Below are 15441 nucleotides of genomic sequence, written 5' to 3' on the forward strand. Positions count from 1 at the left end.
TTGAGGTGTTTCGTTCGTTTCAGCAGGCTCCATCCACTGTTCCGGAGCCCGCATGAAGCCCTTTCCCACCTTCCGCCTCGCCCTGACCTGCGCCGCCGCGCTCGCGGCCCTGTCCACCCTGCCCGCCCACGCCGTGGGCAGGCTGGCCGACATCCAGCTGATCGACCGCGACAGCGGCGAGACGCTCACCGTGCACCGCCACCGCGGCGAACACTGGGTGGCCGGGCGCCCCGGTGCCCGCTACGCCGTGTCGGTGCGCAACAGCACCGGTGCGCGCGTGCTGGGCGTGGTCTCGGTCGACGGCGTGAACGTGATCTCGGGCGAGACGGCCGCCTGGCAACAGACCGGCTACGTGCTCGCGCCCTGGCAGCAGCACGCCATCACCGGCTGGCGCAAGAGCGACGCCGAGGTAGCGGCCTTTCACTTCACCACCTCGGGCGCGTCGTACGCCGGGCGCACCGGCCGCCCTGCCCACGTGGGCGTGATCGGCGTGGCCGTGTTCCGCGAGAAGCCCCTGCCACCGCCGCCGCCCGCCGTGCTGCCCTGGCCGTCCTCGCCAAGCGACGAGGCCGCGCCGCACAGCCGCTCGGACGCGAGCGCTTCGGGCGCTGCGGACACCACCAGCGAGGCGCAAGCCGAAGGCGAGGCCCCGCGCGAACGCGCCGAATCGCTCGCCGCGCGCCGCCTGGCACCAGCGGCGCCGCTGCCCGCGCCGCGCCTGGGCACCGGCCACGGCGCGCGCGAACACGCCCCGGTGACCCACACCACTTTCGAGCGCCGCCGCGAGCGCCCCGACGAGATCATCCGCATCCGCTACGACAGCCGCGAGAACCTCATCGCCATGGGCATCATCCCCACGCAGGCCGTGCCGCCGCGTCCGAACCCGTTTCCCGGTGCGGTGCAGCCGGGTTATGCACCCGACCCGGCTTGAGGGTGCTCCCAACATAATCGCGTGCATGACCGATGAGGCCGCACCCGCCGACGAAACGCTGATGCAGGCCTTTGCCACCGGCGACGCACGCGCCTTTGAAACCCTGTACGACCGCCACGCCCTGCCCGTGTGGCGTTTCGTGCAGCGCAGCGTGCACAACGCCGCGCTGGCCGACGACCTGGTGCAGGACGTGTGGTTCTCGCTGGTGAACCAGGCCCCCCGCTACGAACCCCGGGCGCGGTTCCGCACCTGGCTGTTCACGCTCGCGCAACACCGCCTGGTCGACCACTGGCGCACCCACAAGGCACACGCCAGCCTGGATGCCGAGACCGGGGACGGCGCGGCCCTGGCCGACACGCTGGCGGCCGATTCGGGCTTCGGCCCCGTGCGGCAGCTGCAGTCGCGCGAACAGGCCCAGGCCCTGCTCGATGCACTCGCCGCCTTGCCCGCACCGCAGCGCGAGGCCTTCCTGCTGCAGGCCGAAGGCGGGCTGAGCCTGGCCGAGATCGCGCAGGCCACGGGCGTGAACGCCGAGACCGCCAAGAGCCGCCTGCGCTACGCGCGCGAGCGCCTGCGCCAGACACTGGAGGCTTTGGCATGAAGCCCGACCACAACCAGCACCGCCCCGACGACGAGCTGCTGCGGCGCTACCACGAGGCCAGCGCGCACGACACCTTGCGGCCCGCGCCCGCCCTGCGCGATGCCGTGCTGGCCCGCGCACGCGCCGCCGCGCAAGACCGCGGCGCACCCGGCAGCGGCAGGCCCACCGCCGCCAACGACGGCGCCTGGCGCTGGCGCGCCTTCGGCGGCCTGGCCGTGCTGGGCCTGGCCACGCTGGTGGTGCTGCAGTTCGATCGCGGAGCACCCGAAGAACGCGAGACCGCGCTCGGCCAGCCACCCGCGCCCCAGGCCGTTCCGGCCGCGCCTGCCGTTCCGGCCCCGGCCGATACGGCCACGGCGGCGCGCGAAGTCGCGCCACCCGCACCCGCACCGCAGATACAGGACACCGAATCCGGCGCGAGCGCACCAGCCGGCATCGCCGCCGCGCCGCGCGCCCGCGCGCTGGAACGCGGCGAGGCGCCCACGCCTTCACCCGACACGACCCTGCTGGCCGCAGCGGCGCGGGGCACGGTCGCCGAAGCACGCGCCGCACTGGAGCGGGGTGCGCGCGTCGACGCCGTGAATGCGAACGGCCGCACCGCGCTCATGGCCGCTGCGCAGCGCGGCGACGCACCCCTGGTGCGCCTGCTGCTTGATGCCGGCGCCGACCCACTGCACACCGACCGCGACGGCCTGCGCGCGGCCGACCTGGCGCGGCAGGCGGGCCACGGCGCGCTGCTGCCGCTGCTCGAAGAAGGCCGCGCGCGCTGAGCCCGCCCGCTACCATGCGCGCATGAACACTCCGACCACCCCTTCCTCCTCCAGCGTGCATTTCGGTCACCAGGGCCGCGTCGTCATCGTCACCGGCGGCGCCCAGGGCATCGGCGAAGCCTGCGCGCGCCGCTTCGCGCGCGAAGGCGCCCAGGTCGTCATCGCCGACGTGGCCGACGCGCCCGGCCTGGCGCTGGCGCGCGAGATCGGCGCGACCTATGTGCATTGCGACGTGGGCGACAAGGCCGACGTCGATGCCGTGGTCGCGCAAGCGCTGGCTGCGCACGGGCGCATCGACGTGCTGGTCAACAACGCCGGCATCTTCAAGGCCTCGGATTTCCTGGCCATCACGGAAGACGATTTCGACGCCGTGCTGCGCGTCAACCTCAAGGGCTCGTTTCTCATGGGACAGGCCGTCGCGCGCGCCATGGCGCAGGCCGGTGGCGGCGGCAGCATCGTGCACATGAGCTCGGTCAACGGCGTGCTCGCGATTCCCAGCATCGCCAGCTACAACGTCAGCAAGGGCGGTATCAACCAGCTCACGCGCGTGATGGCGCTGGCCCTGGCCGACCAGGGCATCCGCGTCAACGCGGTGGCGCCCGGCACCATTGCCACCGAACTGGCGGCGCAGGCTGTGCTCACGAGCGAGGAGGCGAAGAACAAGATCCTCAGCCGCACGCCCATGAAGCGCCTGGGCGAACCGTCCGAAATCGCCGACGTGGTGGCCTGGCTGGCCAGCGACGCGGCCAGCTACGTGACGGGCGAGATCGTCACCGTCGACGGCGGGCGCATGGCACTGAACTACACCGTTCCCCTGTGAGTGCGCCCGCCCGCCGCACGCAGGGGGAACTCTGTGTACGCCGCGCACCTCCATCGAAACAGGCAGCACGGCGCGCAAGCGGGCCCTGCTGACGCCCGGTCCGCACGATGCGGCTGATTTTTTGTGAAGCCGACACCTTGCTGAATCCCCTCTCCACCCGGACGCTGGCCGCCTTTCTGATCGCGTGCGGCCCGACGTTCGCGCAAACCCCCGCTGCAGCACCGCCCGTGATCGTGGCCACCAGCACACAGGCCCAGGACGATTTCGTGCTCACGGTGCCTGGCAGCGGCACGGCGCGCCAGTCGGTGGTGCTGTTCCCGGCGGTGCCGGGCGAGGTGGCCGAGGTGGGTTTTCGCCCGGGGCAGACGGTGCGCGCCGGGCAGGTGCTGCTGCGCCTGGAAGACCGCGCCCAGCGGCTGGCCGCCGACCTGGCGTCCGCCCGCGTGGACGCGGCCCGGGCCCTGACCTTGCGCCATGAGGGCACCCGCGGCACCGGAGCCGTGCCCGAGAGCGTGGTGGACGAGGCCCGAGCGGCGTTGCGCCTGGCCGAGATTGAACTCGCGCAGGCCCGCGAAGCCGTGGCCGACCGCGTGGTGCGCGCACCGTTTGGCGGTGTGGTGGGCCTGGCCGCGGTGGAGCGTGGCGACCGCATCAGCACCGAGACCGCCTTGACCACGCTGGATGATCGCCGCGTGCTGTTCATCGACTTCGAGATCCCCGAGCCCTATCTGGGGCGCGTGAAGATCGGCCAGGCCGTCGTGGCCGCGAACCCGGCCTACCCGGGTCGTGCGTTCAAGGGCCGGGTGGCCGAGATCGACAGCCGCATCGACCCCGTCTCGCGCAATGTGCGCATGCGCGCCGCCGTTCCCAACACCGACGACGTGCTGCGCCCGGGCATGTCGTTTCAGGTCCAGCTGGATCTGACGGGTGAAGCGCGCGTGAGCGTGCCCGAACTGGCCCTGCAATGGGACCGCGACGGACCGTTCGTCTGGGTGGTGCGCGATGACCGATCAGCGCGTGTTCCCGCGCGTCCGCTGCGCCGGGCCGAAGGGCGCGTGCTGGTCGATGGCGAGCTCAAGCCGGGTGAATCGGTGGTGGTGGAAGGTGTACAGCGCCTGCGCGAGGGGATTGCGGTGCGCGTGATCGGCAACGGCGGCGGCGCTGCGCGCACCCGACCATGACCGAAGACCGCGCCAACGACTTGCCGGCGCTGGCGATCCGCCGGCCCTGGCTGGTGATCGTGATCAACCTGCTGATCGTCATCGCCGGCTTCGGCGCCTGGCTCGGCGTGGACGTGCGCGAATTGCCCAACATCGACCGCCCGATCGTCGCGGTGCGCGCCGACTGGCCCGGCGCCGCGCCCGAGACGCTCGACGCCGAGGTCACGCGCGTGCTCGAAGGCGCGGCGTCCCGGGTGCCCGGCGTCTACCTCGTGCGCTCCGCCAGTGAAGAGGGCAACCTGCGCGTCATCATCGAATTCAACCCCGGGGTGGATCTGGTGAGCGCGGCCAACGACGTGCGCGATGCCGTCGCGCGGGTCGAGAGCACGCTGCCCGAGGGCCTTGAAGGCCTGACCATCGTCAAGGCCGATGCCGATGCCGTGCCGGTGATGCAACTGGCGGTGTCCAGCAAGACGCTCCCCGTGGATGAGCTCTCGCGGGCGGTGGAAGAGCGGATCGAGCCCGAGCTGATTTCGGTCGAGGGCGTGGCCGACATCACCGTCTTCGGCAGCCGCCAGCGCGTCATGCGCGTGCGCATCGACCCGCTGAAGCTCGCGGCCTACAACGTGTCGGTGAACGACATCGCCACCCTGCTGCGCGGCGCGCGCGTCGACGTGCCGGCCGGCAGTCTGGAGTCGGCCAACCAGGAGGTGCTGGTGCGTGCCAATGCCTCGGTGGCCACACCGGAGCAGATGCGCGCCCTGCGCGTGCGCCCCGACCTCGCGCTGGGCACGGTGGCCGACGTGTACTACAGCCCGGCCGACGCCAGCTCCTACGTGCGCCTGGACGGAATGTCCGTGGTGAGCCTGGGCGTCGTGCGCCAGGCACAGTCCAACAGCGTGAGCATCTCCGAGGGCGTTCGGGCCGTGGTGGAACGCGTCAACCGCGATGGCGGCGACCTGCAGATCGGCGTGGTTTCGGATGACGCCACCTTCATCAGCGGCGCGATCCGCGAGGTGTTGCTGAGCCTGCTGCTGGCCGTGGCCATCGTGGTCGCGGTGGTGGGCGCCTTTCTGGGGCAGTGGCGCGCCACCATGGTGCCGGTGGTGGCGATTCCGATCGCGCTCATCGGCACGCTCGCGGCCATCTGGTTGCTGGGTTTCTCGGTCAACCTGCTCACGCTGCTGGCGCTGCTGCTGGCCACCGGCCTGGTGGTGGACGACGCCATCGTCGTGCTGGAGAACATCCAGCGCCGGCGCGGCCAGGGCCTGGGCCCTCGTGCGGCTGCGGTGCTGGGCACGCGCGAGGTATTCTTCGCGGTGGTGGCCACCACCGCCACGCTGGTCGCGGTGTTCGTGCCGATCTCTTTCCTGCCCTCGGCGGCGGGTCGCCTGTTTGCCGAGTTCGGCTTCGTCATGGCCATCGCGGTGGCCATCTCCTCCTTCGTCGCGCTCTCGCTGGGCCCGATGATCGCCTCGCGCCTGCCCGTTGAACGCGCACCCGGCCCGGTGTGGCGCCGGCTCTCAGACTGGGGCACGCGCGCGGTGACCACCTACGAACGCTGGCTGGCCGGTGCGCTGCGCCACGCCTGGTGGGTGGCCGGCACCTGCGTGCTGCTGGCCGCCGCAGCAGTGGGGCTCTACACGCAGCTGAACCAGGAGCTCACGCCGGTGGAGGACCGTGGGGTGCTCTCCATCCGCCTGGACGGACCCGACGGTGTGGGCCTGTCCTACATCGACCGCCAGCTCGAGACCGCGCTGGCCGCCGTGACACCGCTGCAGGACGAAGGGCTCGTCGCGAACATCTTCACCATCACGGGCCGCTTCGACCCCCACCGCGCCCAGATCATCGCGCCGCTGGTGGACTGGGGCGCGCGCGACCTCAGCCAGGCGCAGCTCACGGCGCGCGTGCAGCGCCAGCTCGACGACCTGCCCGGCGCGCGCGTGCGCATCCGCGGCGGCAACAGCCTCGGCGTGGGTGGCGGCGACGGCAGCGTGCAGATGGCCGTCACCGGCGACAACTACAACCGCATCGCCGATGCCGCCTACGCATTCGCCGCGGCCATCGAACGCGAGCTGCCGGGCCTGCGCGACGTGCGCGTGAACTACACCGCTTCGCAGCCCCAGATCTCGATGCACATCGACCGCGAGCGGGCCTCCGAACTGGGCGTGTCCGTCGATGGCCTGGACGTGGTGTTGCGTTCGCTGGTCGATGGCACCGAGGTCACCGACCTCACGGTCAACGACCGCAACGTGCCGGTGATCCTGGAATCGAACGCGCGTGGCGCAACCGATCCGCAGGCCTTGCTGGGCTACAGCGTGCGCGCCACCACGCCCGAGGGCGAGCGGCTGGTACCGCTGTCGCAGTTCGTGCGCTTCGAGGAAACGGCCATCCCTTCCGAACTCGAACGCCTGGGCCAGCGCCGTGCAGTGCAGCTCAGCGCCATCACGGCCGCGGGCGTGCCGCTGCAGGACGCGGTGGACGACCTGCGCACGCTGGCGCGCGCCGAGCTGCCCGAGGGCATGGGCCTGCTGTTTCGCGGCGACGCCGCCACGCTGGAGCAGACCGGGCGCGACGTGGCCATCACCTTCGCCATCGCGCTGGTGGTGGTGTTCCTGGTGCTGGTGGCGCAGTTCGAGAGCGTCACCAGCGCGGCGGTGGTGATCATCACCGTGCCGTTCGGCCTGGCGGCGGCCGTCTTTGCCATGGCCTTGAGTGGCACCTCGATCAACATCTACAGCCAGATCGGCCTGCTGCTGCTGGTGGGCGTGATGGCCAAGAACAGCATCCTGATGGTGGAGTTCGCCGACCAGCTGCGCGACGCCGGGCGCAGCGTGCTGGAAGCCGCGCAGGAGGCCGCAGCCACCCGCCTGCGCCCGATCATGATGACCATGGCCTCGACGGTGCTGGGCGCCCTGCCGCTGGTGCTGGGCAGCGGGCCCGGCGCCGAATCGCGCGCCTCGATCGGCTGGGTCATCTTCGGCGGGCTGTCGCTGGCCGCGATCTTCACCCTGTTCCTCACGCCCGTGGTCTACCTCGGGCTGGCCCGCTTCGCCCGACCGCGCGCCAGCCAGGGCGAGCGCCTGGCCACCGAGATGAAGCAGGCCGCCGCGCAGCAGACGGAGGAGTTCTCATGAACGCCCCCCTGCATCGCCTGGGCGCGGTGGCGCTGGTCCTGAGCCTGCTCGGTTGCGGGACCATCGCACCGCAGGTTGAGCCACCCGAAGCGCCCACGCTCGGCATCACCGCCGCCGACCGCTTTGCCGCCGCGCCCGACGGCGGGACGGCGCCCACCGAAGCCGACCTGCGCTGGTGGAACCGCTTCAACGACCCCGCGCTGGCGCACTGGGTCGAGCGCGCCCTGGCCAACAGCCCGGACACAGCCATAGCGCGCGAGCGGGTCGTGCAGGCGCAGGCATTGCTGCGGGGCACCAGCGCCCGGCGCAGCCCGCTCATCGGCGCGCAGGCCGCGGTGGACGCCCGCAGCCGGCGCGCCAGCGGCGAACGCGCGCTCGACCCGAGTGCCGCACTCACGCTGGACTGGGACCTCGATCTCTGGGGCGGCCTGCGCCAGGCTGAACAATCGGCGGCGGCCTCGCTGCTGCAGGCAGAAGACCTGGCCCAGGCGGCGCGCCTCTCCGTTGCCGGCCTGACGGCCCGCGCCCATGTCGCCTGGCAGGAGGCCCGGCTCGACGAGCAGTTGCTGGCCGACGGGCTGGCACTGCAGCGCGAGGTGCTGCGCGTGGTGGACGTGCGGGTGCGCGCGGGACTGGCACCCCGGCTCGACCTGGACCGCGCGCAAAGCGAAGCAGCGACGCTGGAAGCCGACGCGGCCGATGCCGGCGTGCGCGTGCGCCAGACGGCCGCGGCACTGCAGGTGCTGGCAGGTGTTCGTCCGCAGCCCATGGCCGGTACCACCGCGCAACTGCCGTTGCTGCAAGGCGCGGCCCCGGTGGCGCGGCCGATCGACCTGCTGCGCCTGCGCCCCGACCTGCGTGCGGCCGAGCGCGGCCTGGCGGTGGCTGCGGCCGACCTGGGCGTGGCGCGGGCCGACCTGTACCCCCGCCTGCGCCTGCCCGGCGCGATCACGCTCACCTCCGGCGGACTGGGCGGTGGCGTGCTCGACATCGTGACCGCCACGCTGTCCGCGGTGCTGGAGGTGGCGCTGTTCGACGGCGGGGAACGCAGCGCCAGCGTGGACGCCGCGCGCTCGCGCATGGCCGAGGCCGGCGAGGTCTACCGCCAGACCCTGCTGCAGGCCCTGCAACAGGCCGAAGCGGCCCTGGTCGCGGCGCAAGGCACGGCAACCCGCATGCGCGCGCTGGAGCGCGGCAACGCCGCTGCCCTGTCGGCCGTGGAACAGGCCCGCACGCTCTACGCCAACGGCCTGGTCGGTTTCCTCGACGTGCTCGAAGCCCAGCGCAGCGCGCTCGACACGCGCCGCGCACTGCTGCGCGCCCGGGCCGACGCGACCCGCCAGGCCATCGCGACCTTCGAGGCCCTGGGGCTGATCGATCCGGGCGAGCAGTCGCTCAGGCCGGCTGCAGCCGCCGCGCCACCGGCGCCTCGCGAATCGGCAGGTGGATGAGCGCCGCCCCCACCGCCAGCACGATGTCGATGTACCAGACCCAGTCGTAACTGCCCGTGGCCTCGAACACCTGGCCACCAAGCCAGGCGCCGAGGAATCCGCCCACCTGGTGCGCCAGCATCACGATGCCGAACAGCATGGCCATGTTGCCGGTGCCGAAGAACTTGGCCACCAGCCCCACCGTGGGCGGCACGGTGGAGAGGAAGGTCAGCCCCATCACGGCGGCGAAGGTGAGCATCACGGCCTCGGTTTTGGGTGCGAGCAGGAACACCAGCACGGCCAGCGCGCGCGTGGCGTACACCAGCGAGAGCAGCGACTTCATGCGCCAGCGGCCCACCGCCCAGCCCATCGCCAGGCTGCCGACGATGTTGAACAGGCCGATGACGCCCAGCGCCCAGGCACCCACCGGCGCCGGCAGGCCGCACGCGGCAACCACGCCGGGCAGGTGCGTGGCGAGAAAGGCCACGTGAAAGCCGCAGACGAAGAAGCCAGCCGACAGCATCAGGTAGCTCGGGTTGCCCAGGGCCTTGCGAATGGCTTCGCCCGCCGGCAAGGCCACCGCCGCGGGCGTGGTACCAGCGGCAGCCGCCGGGCCGGGGCCGCGCAGCACCCAGGCCGCCGGCAGCGCCAGCAGCACGATCAGGCCGAGCGCCTGCATCGCACCTGCCCAGCCCAGTCCCAGCGTCAGTGCGGCGGCCAGGGGCGCCATGAGGAACTGGCCGAACGAGCCACCCGCGTTCACGATGCCGGTGGCCATGCCACGGCGCGCGGCCGGGATCAGGCGCGCGGTGGCCGCCATCAGCACCGAAGGCCCGGCCATGCCGGCGCCACCGGCCGAGAGCACGCCGATGGCCACGATCAGGCCCCAGGTGCTCGTCATGAGCGGCGTGATGTAGGTGCCCAGCGCCACCAGCAATACCCCTGCAAGCAGCACGCGCCCGGCACCGATGCGGTCGGCAATGGCGCCCGCGAACGGCTGCGTCAGGCCCCACCAGAGCTGGCCGAAGGCGAAAGCCAGGCTGATGCTGCCCACGCCCAGACCGGTGGCGGTGTTCAGCGGCGAAAGGAAGAAACCCATGGTCTGGCGCGTGCCCATGGTGAGCGCGAACGTGCCGGCCGCGGCCAGCAGCACCAGCCACCACACATAGGGAACGCGCGCGGGCGCCGGGGTCGAGGTCGAGGTCTCAGTGGTCATGGTTGTCTTCCTCGTGAAATGCGGCCAGCCCCTGATCCAGCAGCTCGTGCAACGCCAGCACCGTGGCCGCGCCGAGCTTGTCGTTGAGGGCCACCTGGGCCGCCTTCCAGCGGCGCTGCGCCTGGCGGCGCATCTCGCGCCCGGCGTCGGTGATGTGCACCGTGCGGCTGCGCGCGTCGGCGCCCTCTCCCATGGCCAGCCAGCCCGCGGCGATCATCGGTTGCAGGTTGCGCGTGAGGGTGGAGGCGCCCATGTCCATGCGCCGCGCCAGGTCGCCGGGCGCCAGCGGCCCGAGCCTGTCCACATGCGTGAGCAGCGAGTACTGCGTGATCTTCAACCCCACGCCAGCGAGGTGCTGGTCGTAGTGCTGGGTCACGCGGCGCGTGAGCTGGCGCAGCTTGAAGTTGGTACAGCCCACCGGAGTGGTCGGTGTCGCATGCGTGTCGGCGTTCATGAATTGATTGTATCTACAATATTTGTATCAGCAATCAATTAGAGGAACTGAAATGACTGCCGAAGAAACCCTGGCGCAATGGAACCAGCAGTACGACACCGTGGTGCAACGCCTCAAGGCCGGTGCCGGCGTGGGCCTGGCCAACCCGGCCGACCTTGCCGGGCTCTCCGGCCTGCAGCAGATGCAGGCCATGCTCGACGGCCGCCTGCCCTACCCCCACATTGCGGACACGCTGGACTTCTCGCTGGTGGAGGTCGGCGAAGGCCGCGCCGTCTTCCAGGGCCAGCCGCAGCTCAAGCACTACAACCCGCTGGGCACAGTGCACGGTGGCTGGTACGCCACCCTGCTCGATTCGGCGCTGGGCTGCGCAGTGCACACCGTCATGCCGGTGGGCCGCGCCTACACCACGGCCGAGCTGGGGGTGAACATCGTGCGCGCGGCCTCGTTCAAGAGCGGCCCGCTGCGCGCCATCGGCACGGTGGTGCACGCCGGGCGCCAGCTGGCGACGGCAGAAGCGCGCATCGTCGGCCCCGACGGCAAGATCTACGCCCATGCCACGACCACCTGCCTGGTTTTTGAAGTGCCGTCAAAATAGCGCGCATGAGACTTCTTCACACCATGTTGCGCGTAGGCAACCTCCAGCGCTCAATCGATTTCTACACCCAGGTGCTGGGCATGCAGTTGCTGCGCACCTCCGAGAACCCCGAGTACAAGTACTCGCTGGCCTTCGTGGGCTACGAGGGCAATCCGGCGCAGGCCGAGATCGAGCTCACCTACAACTGGGGCACCGAGCACTACGAGCTCGGCACGGCCTACGGCCACATCGCGCTGGGCGTGCCCGACGCCTACGCGGCCTGCGAGAAGATCAAGGCGGCCGGCGGCAACGTCACGCGCGAGGCCGGCCCGGTCAAGGGCGGCACCACCGTCATCGCCTTCGTGACGGATCCCGATGGCTACAAGATCGAGCTGATCCAGCGCGCCGAGAAGGAAGCCGGCCAGGGTTTGCGCTGAAGACCCGGTCTGCGCCCACAAAAAAGCCCGGCACATGCCGGGCTTTTTTTGTTGCGGGGCCAATGGCGCTCAGGGCGCGATCATCACTTCCACGCGGCGGGCCTCGGCGTTGTTGCCGCTGCCCGTGGTCTGCTCGGGCTTCTTCAGCTCCATCGCGTTTTCGGCCACACCCGCTCCCACCAGGGCGTCGCGCACCACCATCGCACGCTGCCTGGCCAGTTCGGCATTGAAGGCCGGGTCGCCCGTGGCGTCGTGAAAGCCGGAAATCACCAGCTTCCCGCCGGCCTTGGCGGCGTTGATGGCCTCACCCAGCGCATCGAGCGCGCCCGAGGCCAGGTCGGCCTTGCCGGACTCGAAGTAGAACTTCACCACCCCGTTCTCCACCACGACGCTGGCGTCGTCGCCCAAGGGCGCGGCGGCCGGTGCGGCAGCAGGGGCGGTGACAGGCGTTGCCATGCCGGACGATGTCTTGGCGCCCCCGCGCGACTGCTGCACGCCGATGCCCACGGCCAGACCGACGGCCAGCACCACGGCGGCCATCAGCACAAAAGCCATGACGCGGATTTCGGGTTCGTCGTCCTGAGAAGACATGGATCACACTCCGTGAAGAATAATGAGAAGGAACTGGACAAAGATTGTAGATGGCCGACCGTGACACCCTGAAGGCGCGAACCGCCCACGACCCTGCCTTGCGAGATGGCGCGCGCATGATGGCCGAGACGCTGGCCCAGTGGCGCGCGCAGGGACCGCGGCCCGACCTCTGGGTGTTCGCCTACGCCTCGCTGGTCTGGCGACCGGAGTTCGAAGCGGCCGAACAGCGCCCGGCGCGCGTGCGCGGCTATCACCGCTGCCTGGAAATGTGGAGCCGCGTCAACCGCGGCACCTATGAGTGCCCCGGCCTGGTGTTCGCGCTCATGCCCGGTGGCAGTTGCGCCGGGCTGGCGCTGCGCGTGCCGCACGCGCAGGTGGAGGCGCTGATGCCGGTGCTGTGGGCGCGCGAAATGCCCAACCCGGTGTACGACCCGAAGTGGTTGCGCTGCGAGACACCACAGGGTCCGGTGCGCGCGCTGGCGTTCACGCTCTCGCGCCACAGCCCGAGCCACACCGGCACCCTGAGCGACGAGCGCTACCGCGAAATCTTCGCGCGCTCCTGTGGGCGCTATGGCACCACGCTGGACTACGCGCGCCAGACCTTCGAGGGCCTGCTGCACCACGGCATCCACGACCGCGCTTTGCGCAAGTTGCTGCTGCTGGCCGGCGACCCCATGGTCAAGCCCGACCCCCACCCCGCTCCTATACTGCCCGCATGAACATCGCCGACCTGCGCAAGAGCTACGAAAAGGCCGAACTCAGCGAATCGGCCTCGCACGCCGACCCGTTGCAGCAGTTCGACCAGTGGCTCAACGAAGCCATCCAGGGTGAGGTGCCCGAACCCAATGCCATGACCCTGGCCACCGTGGGATCGGACCTGCGCCCGAGCACGCGCGTGGTGCTCGTCAAGGGGTATGACGAACGCGGCATCGTCTGGTACACCAACTACCAGAGCCGCAAGGGCCGCGAGCTGGCGGGCAATCCCTTCGCCGCGCTGCAGTTCCACTGGGTCGAGCTCGAGCGCGTGGTGCGCATCGAAGGCGTGGTGGAGAAGGTCAGCGACGAGGAAAGCGACGCCTACTTCCACAGCCGCCCGCTCGACAGCCGTATCGGCGCCTGGGCCAGCCCGCAAAGCGAGGTGATCGACAGCCGCACGGTGCTGGTGACCAACGCGGCGAAGTACGGCGCACAGTTCCTGCTCAAGCCGCCGCGCCCGCCGCACTGGGGCGGTTACCGCCTCAAGCCGGACAACTGGCAGTTCTGGCAGGGCCGCAAGAGCCGGTTGCACGACAGGCTGCGATACACCGCCCAGGCCGATGGCGGATGGCTGCGCGAGCGGCTCGCGCCCTGAGCACACGCCCTGGTTTCTCAGGCGGCCGGCGGCCGGCGCTGCAGGCCTTCCAGCAGCTTGCGAAAGCTCGCCACCGCCTTCCTTGAGGTTTCACCGGGATCGGCGGAGCTTGCGATCCAGGTGGCCGCGTGGCTGCTGGCGCCATTGATCAGGTGCGCCAGCGCTTCCGGGTCCGCATCGACGAGCACACCTTCGGCCTTGAGCGAGGCCAGGCTCTCGGTCAGCGCCGCGATGCACCCCTTGGCGGTGTGCCGTTGCGAGATGTCGCCCAGCACCGCCGGGCCATCGCGAAACATGATGCGCTGGATGTCGGGCTCGAGCGCCATCTCGACGTAGGCGATCCACTCGTCCACCACGCCTTGCCAGCGGTTCGGCGCGCGGGCGGCGATCGCGCCCAGGCGCACGGTCATCTCGGCATCGATCTCGTCGATCACGGCCTGCAGAAGACCTTTCTTGTCACCAAAGTGGTGGTACAGGGCACCCCGGGTCAAGCCCACGGCGGCTGTGAAGTCGTCCATCGACGCAGCGGCGTAGCCGACGGTGCCAAACGCCTGACGCGCGGCCGCAATCAGCTTGGCGCGCGTCTCGGCAATCATTTCCTGACGCGGTTTTCGCATTCGCACCTCCATACCCACACATACGACGCGTATATCAGTTGATATACGCGTCGTATGCAAATAACATACATACGCCACGTATTTTAACGCTTCAACCCTTTCCAGGAATTGTTCAGATGTCGAACCCGTACGCAAGAATCTTCAGCGAACCCGGCGCCAGGGGTTTCTCGGCCGCGGCCTTTTTCGGCCGGCTTCCCCTCGCCATGGCGCCCATCGGCATCGTTGCCATGCTCTCCCAGGCCCTGGGCGAGTACTGGCTGGCCGGGGCCGTATCGGCCATGTATGCGCTCACGAATGCATTTCTTTCGCCGCAGATCTCCCGACTGGTCGACCGGTTCGGCCAGACCGCGGTCGCCCTGCCGGCGACCGCCATCTCGGCGGTTTCCTTTCTTCTGCTGATGCTGGCGGTCAACCAGGGCTGGCCGACCTGGACGCTGTTCGCCGCCGCGATCGGCGCAGCCGCGATGCCCAGCATCTCTGCCATGGTTCGCGCGCGCTGGAGCGAGCTGTTCCGGGGCCGGCCAGAGCTCAACACCGCCTTCGCCTTCGAATCGGCGGCCGACGAGCTGATCTACATCGCCGGCGCTTCTCTCTCCGTCGGCCTGGCCGCAGCACTCTTTCCCGAAGCGGGTGTGCTCGCATCGACCACCTTCCTGGTGCTCGGCACGGCAGCCTTCCTGTTGCAGCGCAAGACCGAGCCCAAGGTGCGACCCCTTGACCCCCATGGCCCGCAAGGCTCCGCCATCCGGCTGCGCGCGGTGCAGATCGTCACGCTGACGCTGGTTTTCGTGGGCGCGATCTTCGCGACGGCGGAGGTCAGCGCCATCGCCATCACCAAAGAGCTCGGCCAGCCCGGCGCCGCCAGCATCGTGATCGGCGTCTATGCCCTCGGGTCGTTCGTGCTGGGTCTGGTGATGGGCGCGCTCCCGTTGAAGCTGCCGTTGCAGCGACAACTGCTGATCGCCGTCAGCGTGCTGGCGGTCACCGCAGTGCCGCTCCTTGCTGCCGGTTCCTCGGTCGCCCTGCTCGCGGTCGCCGTGTTCCTGAGTGGTGTTGCGGTGTCCCCCACCTTCATCACGGCCTTTGGTCTCATCGAGCGCCGCGTGCCCGAGTCCATGTTGACCGAGGGCGTGACCTGGGTCATGACCGGCATCGGCATCGGCATGGCGCTGGGCGCCTTCACCACGGGCTGGGTGGTGGACCACTTCGGCCCACGCAACGGCTTCTGGGTCTCCGTGATGGCGGGTGCCGCCGCCGTCCTGACCGTGGCACTGGGTCAGCGCACGCTGGCCGGTGAGAGCGCCACGCCTGCGACCTGCCCTGACACCGCGCTGGCCAAGTGACGCAAGAAG

Annotated in this window: 16 protein-coding genes; 12 read left to right on the forward strand and 4 right to left on the reverse strand. The window is 70.5% G+C overall.

The annotated features are described in order from the left end of the window. The first annotated feature begins 52 nt into the window (after positions 1-52). From K5880_RS00875 to K5880_RS00905, 7 genes are all read left to right on the forward strand, one after another. On the forward strand, positions 53-931 hold the full coding sequence (locus K5880_RS00875) for a hypothetical protein (protein ID WP_297647415.1): 879 nt from the start codon (positions 53-55) through the stop codon (positions 929-931). A gap of 25 nt (positions 932-956) precedes the next feature. Further along, complete coding sequence (locus K5880_RS00880; RefSeq protein ID WP_297647419.1) at positions 957-1532, forward strand: RNA polymerase sigma factor; 576 nt, start codon at positions 957-959, stop codon at positions 1530-1532. Then, positions 1529-2302 carry an ankyrin repeat domain-containing protein gene (locus K5880_RS00885; protein WP_297647422.1) on the forward strand — a complete coding sequence of 258 codons (774 nt, stop codon included), beginning with the start codon at positions 1529-1531 and terminating at the stop codon, positions 2300-2302. Before K5880_RS00880 ends, K5880_RS00885 begins: the two co-directional genes overlap by 4 nt. A 22-nt stretch (positions 2303-2324) precedes the next feature. Further along, positions 2325-3122, forward strand: a complete 798-nt coding sequence (locus K5880_RS00890) for an SDR family NAD(P)-dependent oxidoreductase (protein ID WP_297647425.1) — start codon at positions 2325-2327, stop codon at positions 3120-3122. Positions 3123-3259: 137 nt separating this feature from the next. After that, positions 3260-4303 carry an efflux RND transporter periplasmic adaptor subunit gene (locus K5880_RS00895; RefSeq protein ID WP_297647427.1) on the forward strand — a complete coding sequence of 348 codons (1044 nt, stop codon included), beginning with the start codon at positions 3260-3262 and terminating at the stop codon, positions 4301-4303. Further along, complete coding sequence (locus tag K5880_RS00900) at positions 4300-7419, forward strand: efflux RND transporter permease subunit (protein WP_297647430.1); 3120 nt, start codon at positions 4300-4302, stop codon at positions 7417-7419. Before K5880_RS00895 ends, K5880_RS00900 begins: the two co-directional genes overlap by 4 nt. Beyond that, the gene (locus K5880_RS00905; RefSeq protein ID WP_297647432.1) at positions 7416-8870 is read left to right on the forward strand and encodes an efflux transporter outer membrane subunit; all 1455 of its coding nucleotides are present in this window, start codon (positions 7416-7418) and stop codon (positions 8868-8870) included. Before K5880_RS00900 ends, K5880_RS00905 begins: the two co-directional genes overlap by 4 nt. On the opposite strand, the gene K5880_RS00910 is transcribed toward K5880_RS00905, so the two are convergent. Together K5880_RS00910 and K5880_RS00915 are read right to left on the reverse strand one after the other, a co-directional pair. Beyond that, positions 8815-10065 (reverse strand): MFS transporter, encoded by a 1251-nt coding sequence (locus K5880_RS00910; protein WP_297647434.1) that lies wholly within the window; start codon positions 10063-10065, stop codon positions 8815-8817. The genes K5880_RS00905 and K5880_RS00910 overlap by 56 nt on opposite strands. Next, on the reverse strand, positions 10055-10519 hold the full coding sequence (locus K5880_RS00915) for a MarR family winged helix-turn-helix transcriptional regulator (protein ID WP_297647436.1): 465 nt from the start codon (positions 10517-10519) through the stop codon (positions 10055-10057). The genes K5880_RS00910 and K5880_RS00915 overlap by 11 nt, the downstream gene beginning before the upstream one ends. A 52-nt stretch (positions 10520-10571) precedes the next feature. On the opposite strand from K5880_RS00915, the gene K5880_RS00920 reads away from it, so the two are divergent. Beyond that, the gene (locus tag K5880_RS00920; RefSeq protein WP_297647438.1) at positions 10572-11114 is read left to right on the forward strand and encodes a PaaI family thioesterase; all 543 of its coding nucleotides are present in this window, start codon (positions 10572-10574) and stop codon (positions 11112-11114) included. Between the two features lie 5 nt (positions 11115-11119). Beyond that, positions 11120-11530: a lactoylglutathione lyase gene (gene gloA / locus K5880_RS00925; protein ID WP_297647440.1), complete on the forward strand. Its 411-nt coding sequence runs from the start codon at positions 11120-11122 to the stop codon at positions 11528-11530. Positions 11531-11599: 69 nt separating this feature from the next. Here gloA and K5880_RS00930 read toward each other — a convergent pair whose 3' ends face one another. Next, positions 11600-12121 carry an OmpA family protein gene (locus K5880_RS00930; RefSeq protein ID WP_297647442.1) on the reverse strand — a complete coding sequence of 174 codons (522 nt, stop codon included), beginning with the start codon at positions 12119-12121 and terminating at the stop codon, positions 11600-11602. 116 nt (positions 12122-12237) lie between these two features. On the opposite strand from K5880_RS00930, the gene K5880_RS00935 reads away from it, so the two are divergent. Both K5880_RS00935 and pdxH read left to right on the forward strand, forming a co-directional pair. Beyond that, on the forward strand, positions 12238-12840 hold the full coding sequence (locus K5880_RS00935; RefSeq protein ID WP_297647796.1) for a gamma-glutamylcyclotransferase: 603 nt from the start codon (positions 12238-12240) through the stop codon (positions 12838-12840). Continuing rightward, on the forward strand, positions 12837-13472 hold the full coding sequence (pdxH, locus tag K5880_RS00940) for a pyridoxamine 5'-phosphate oxidase (RefSeq protein WP_297647445.1): 636 nt from the start codon (positions 12837-12839) through the stop codon (positions 13470-13472). The genes K5880_RS00935 and pdxH overlap by 4 nt, the downstream gene beginning before the upstream one ends. A 17-nt stretch (positions 13473-13489) precedes the next feature. Here the strand turns inward: pdxH and K5880_RS00945 are convergent, their stop codons facing one another. Next, positions 13490-14089: a TetR/AcrR family transcriptional regulator gene (locus tag K5880_RS00945; protein WP_297647448.1), complete on the reverse strand. Its 600-nt coding sequence runs from the start codon at positions 14087-14089 to the stop codon at positions 13490-13492. A gap of 116 nt (positions 14090-14205) precedes the next feature. Between K5880_RS00945 and K5880_RS00950 the strand changes: the two genes are divergently transcribed. Beyond that, a complete protein-coding gene (locus K5880_RS00950) occupies positions 14206-15432 on the forward strand; it encodes an MFS transporter (RefSeq protein ID WP_297647451.1) in 1227 nt (408 codons plus the stop codon). The last annotated feature ends 9 nt before the right edge of the window (positions 15433-15441 follow it).

This window comes from Hydrogenophaga sp. (assembly GCF_025699295.1).
Classification (GTDB): Bacteria; Pseudomonadota; Gammaproteobacteria; order Burkholderiales; family Burkholderiaceae_C; genus Hydrogenophaga.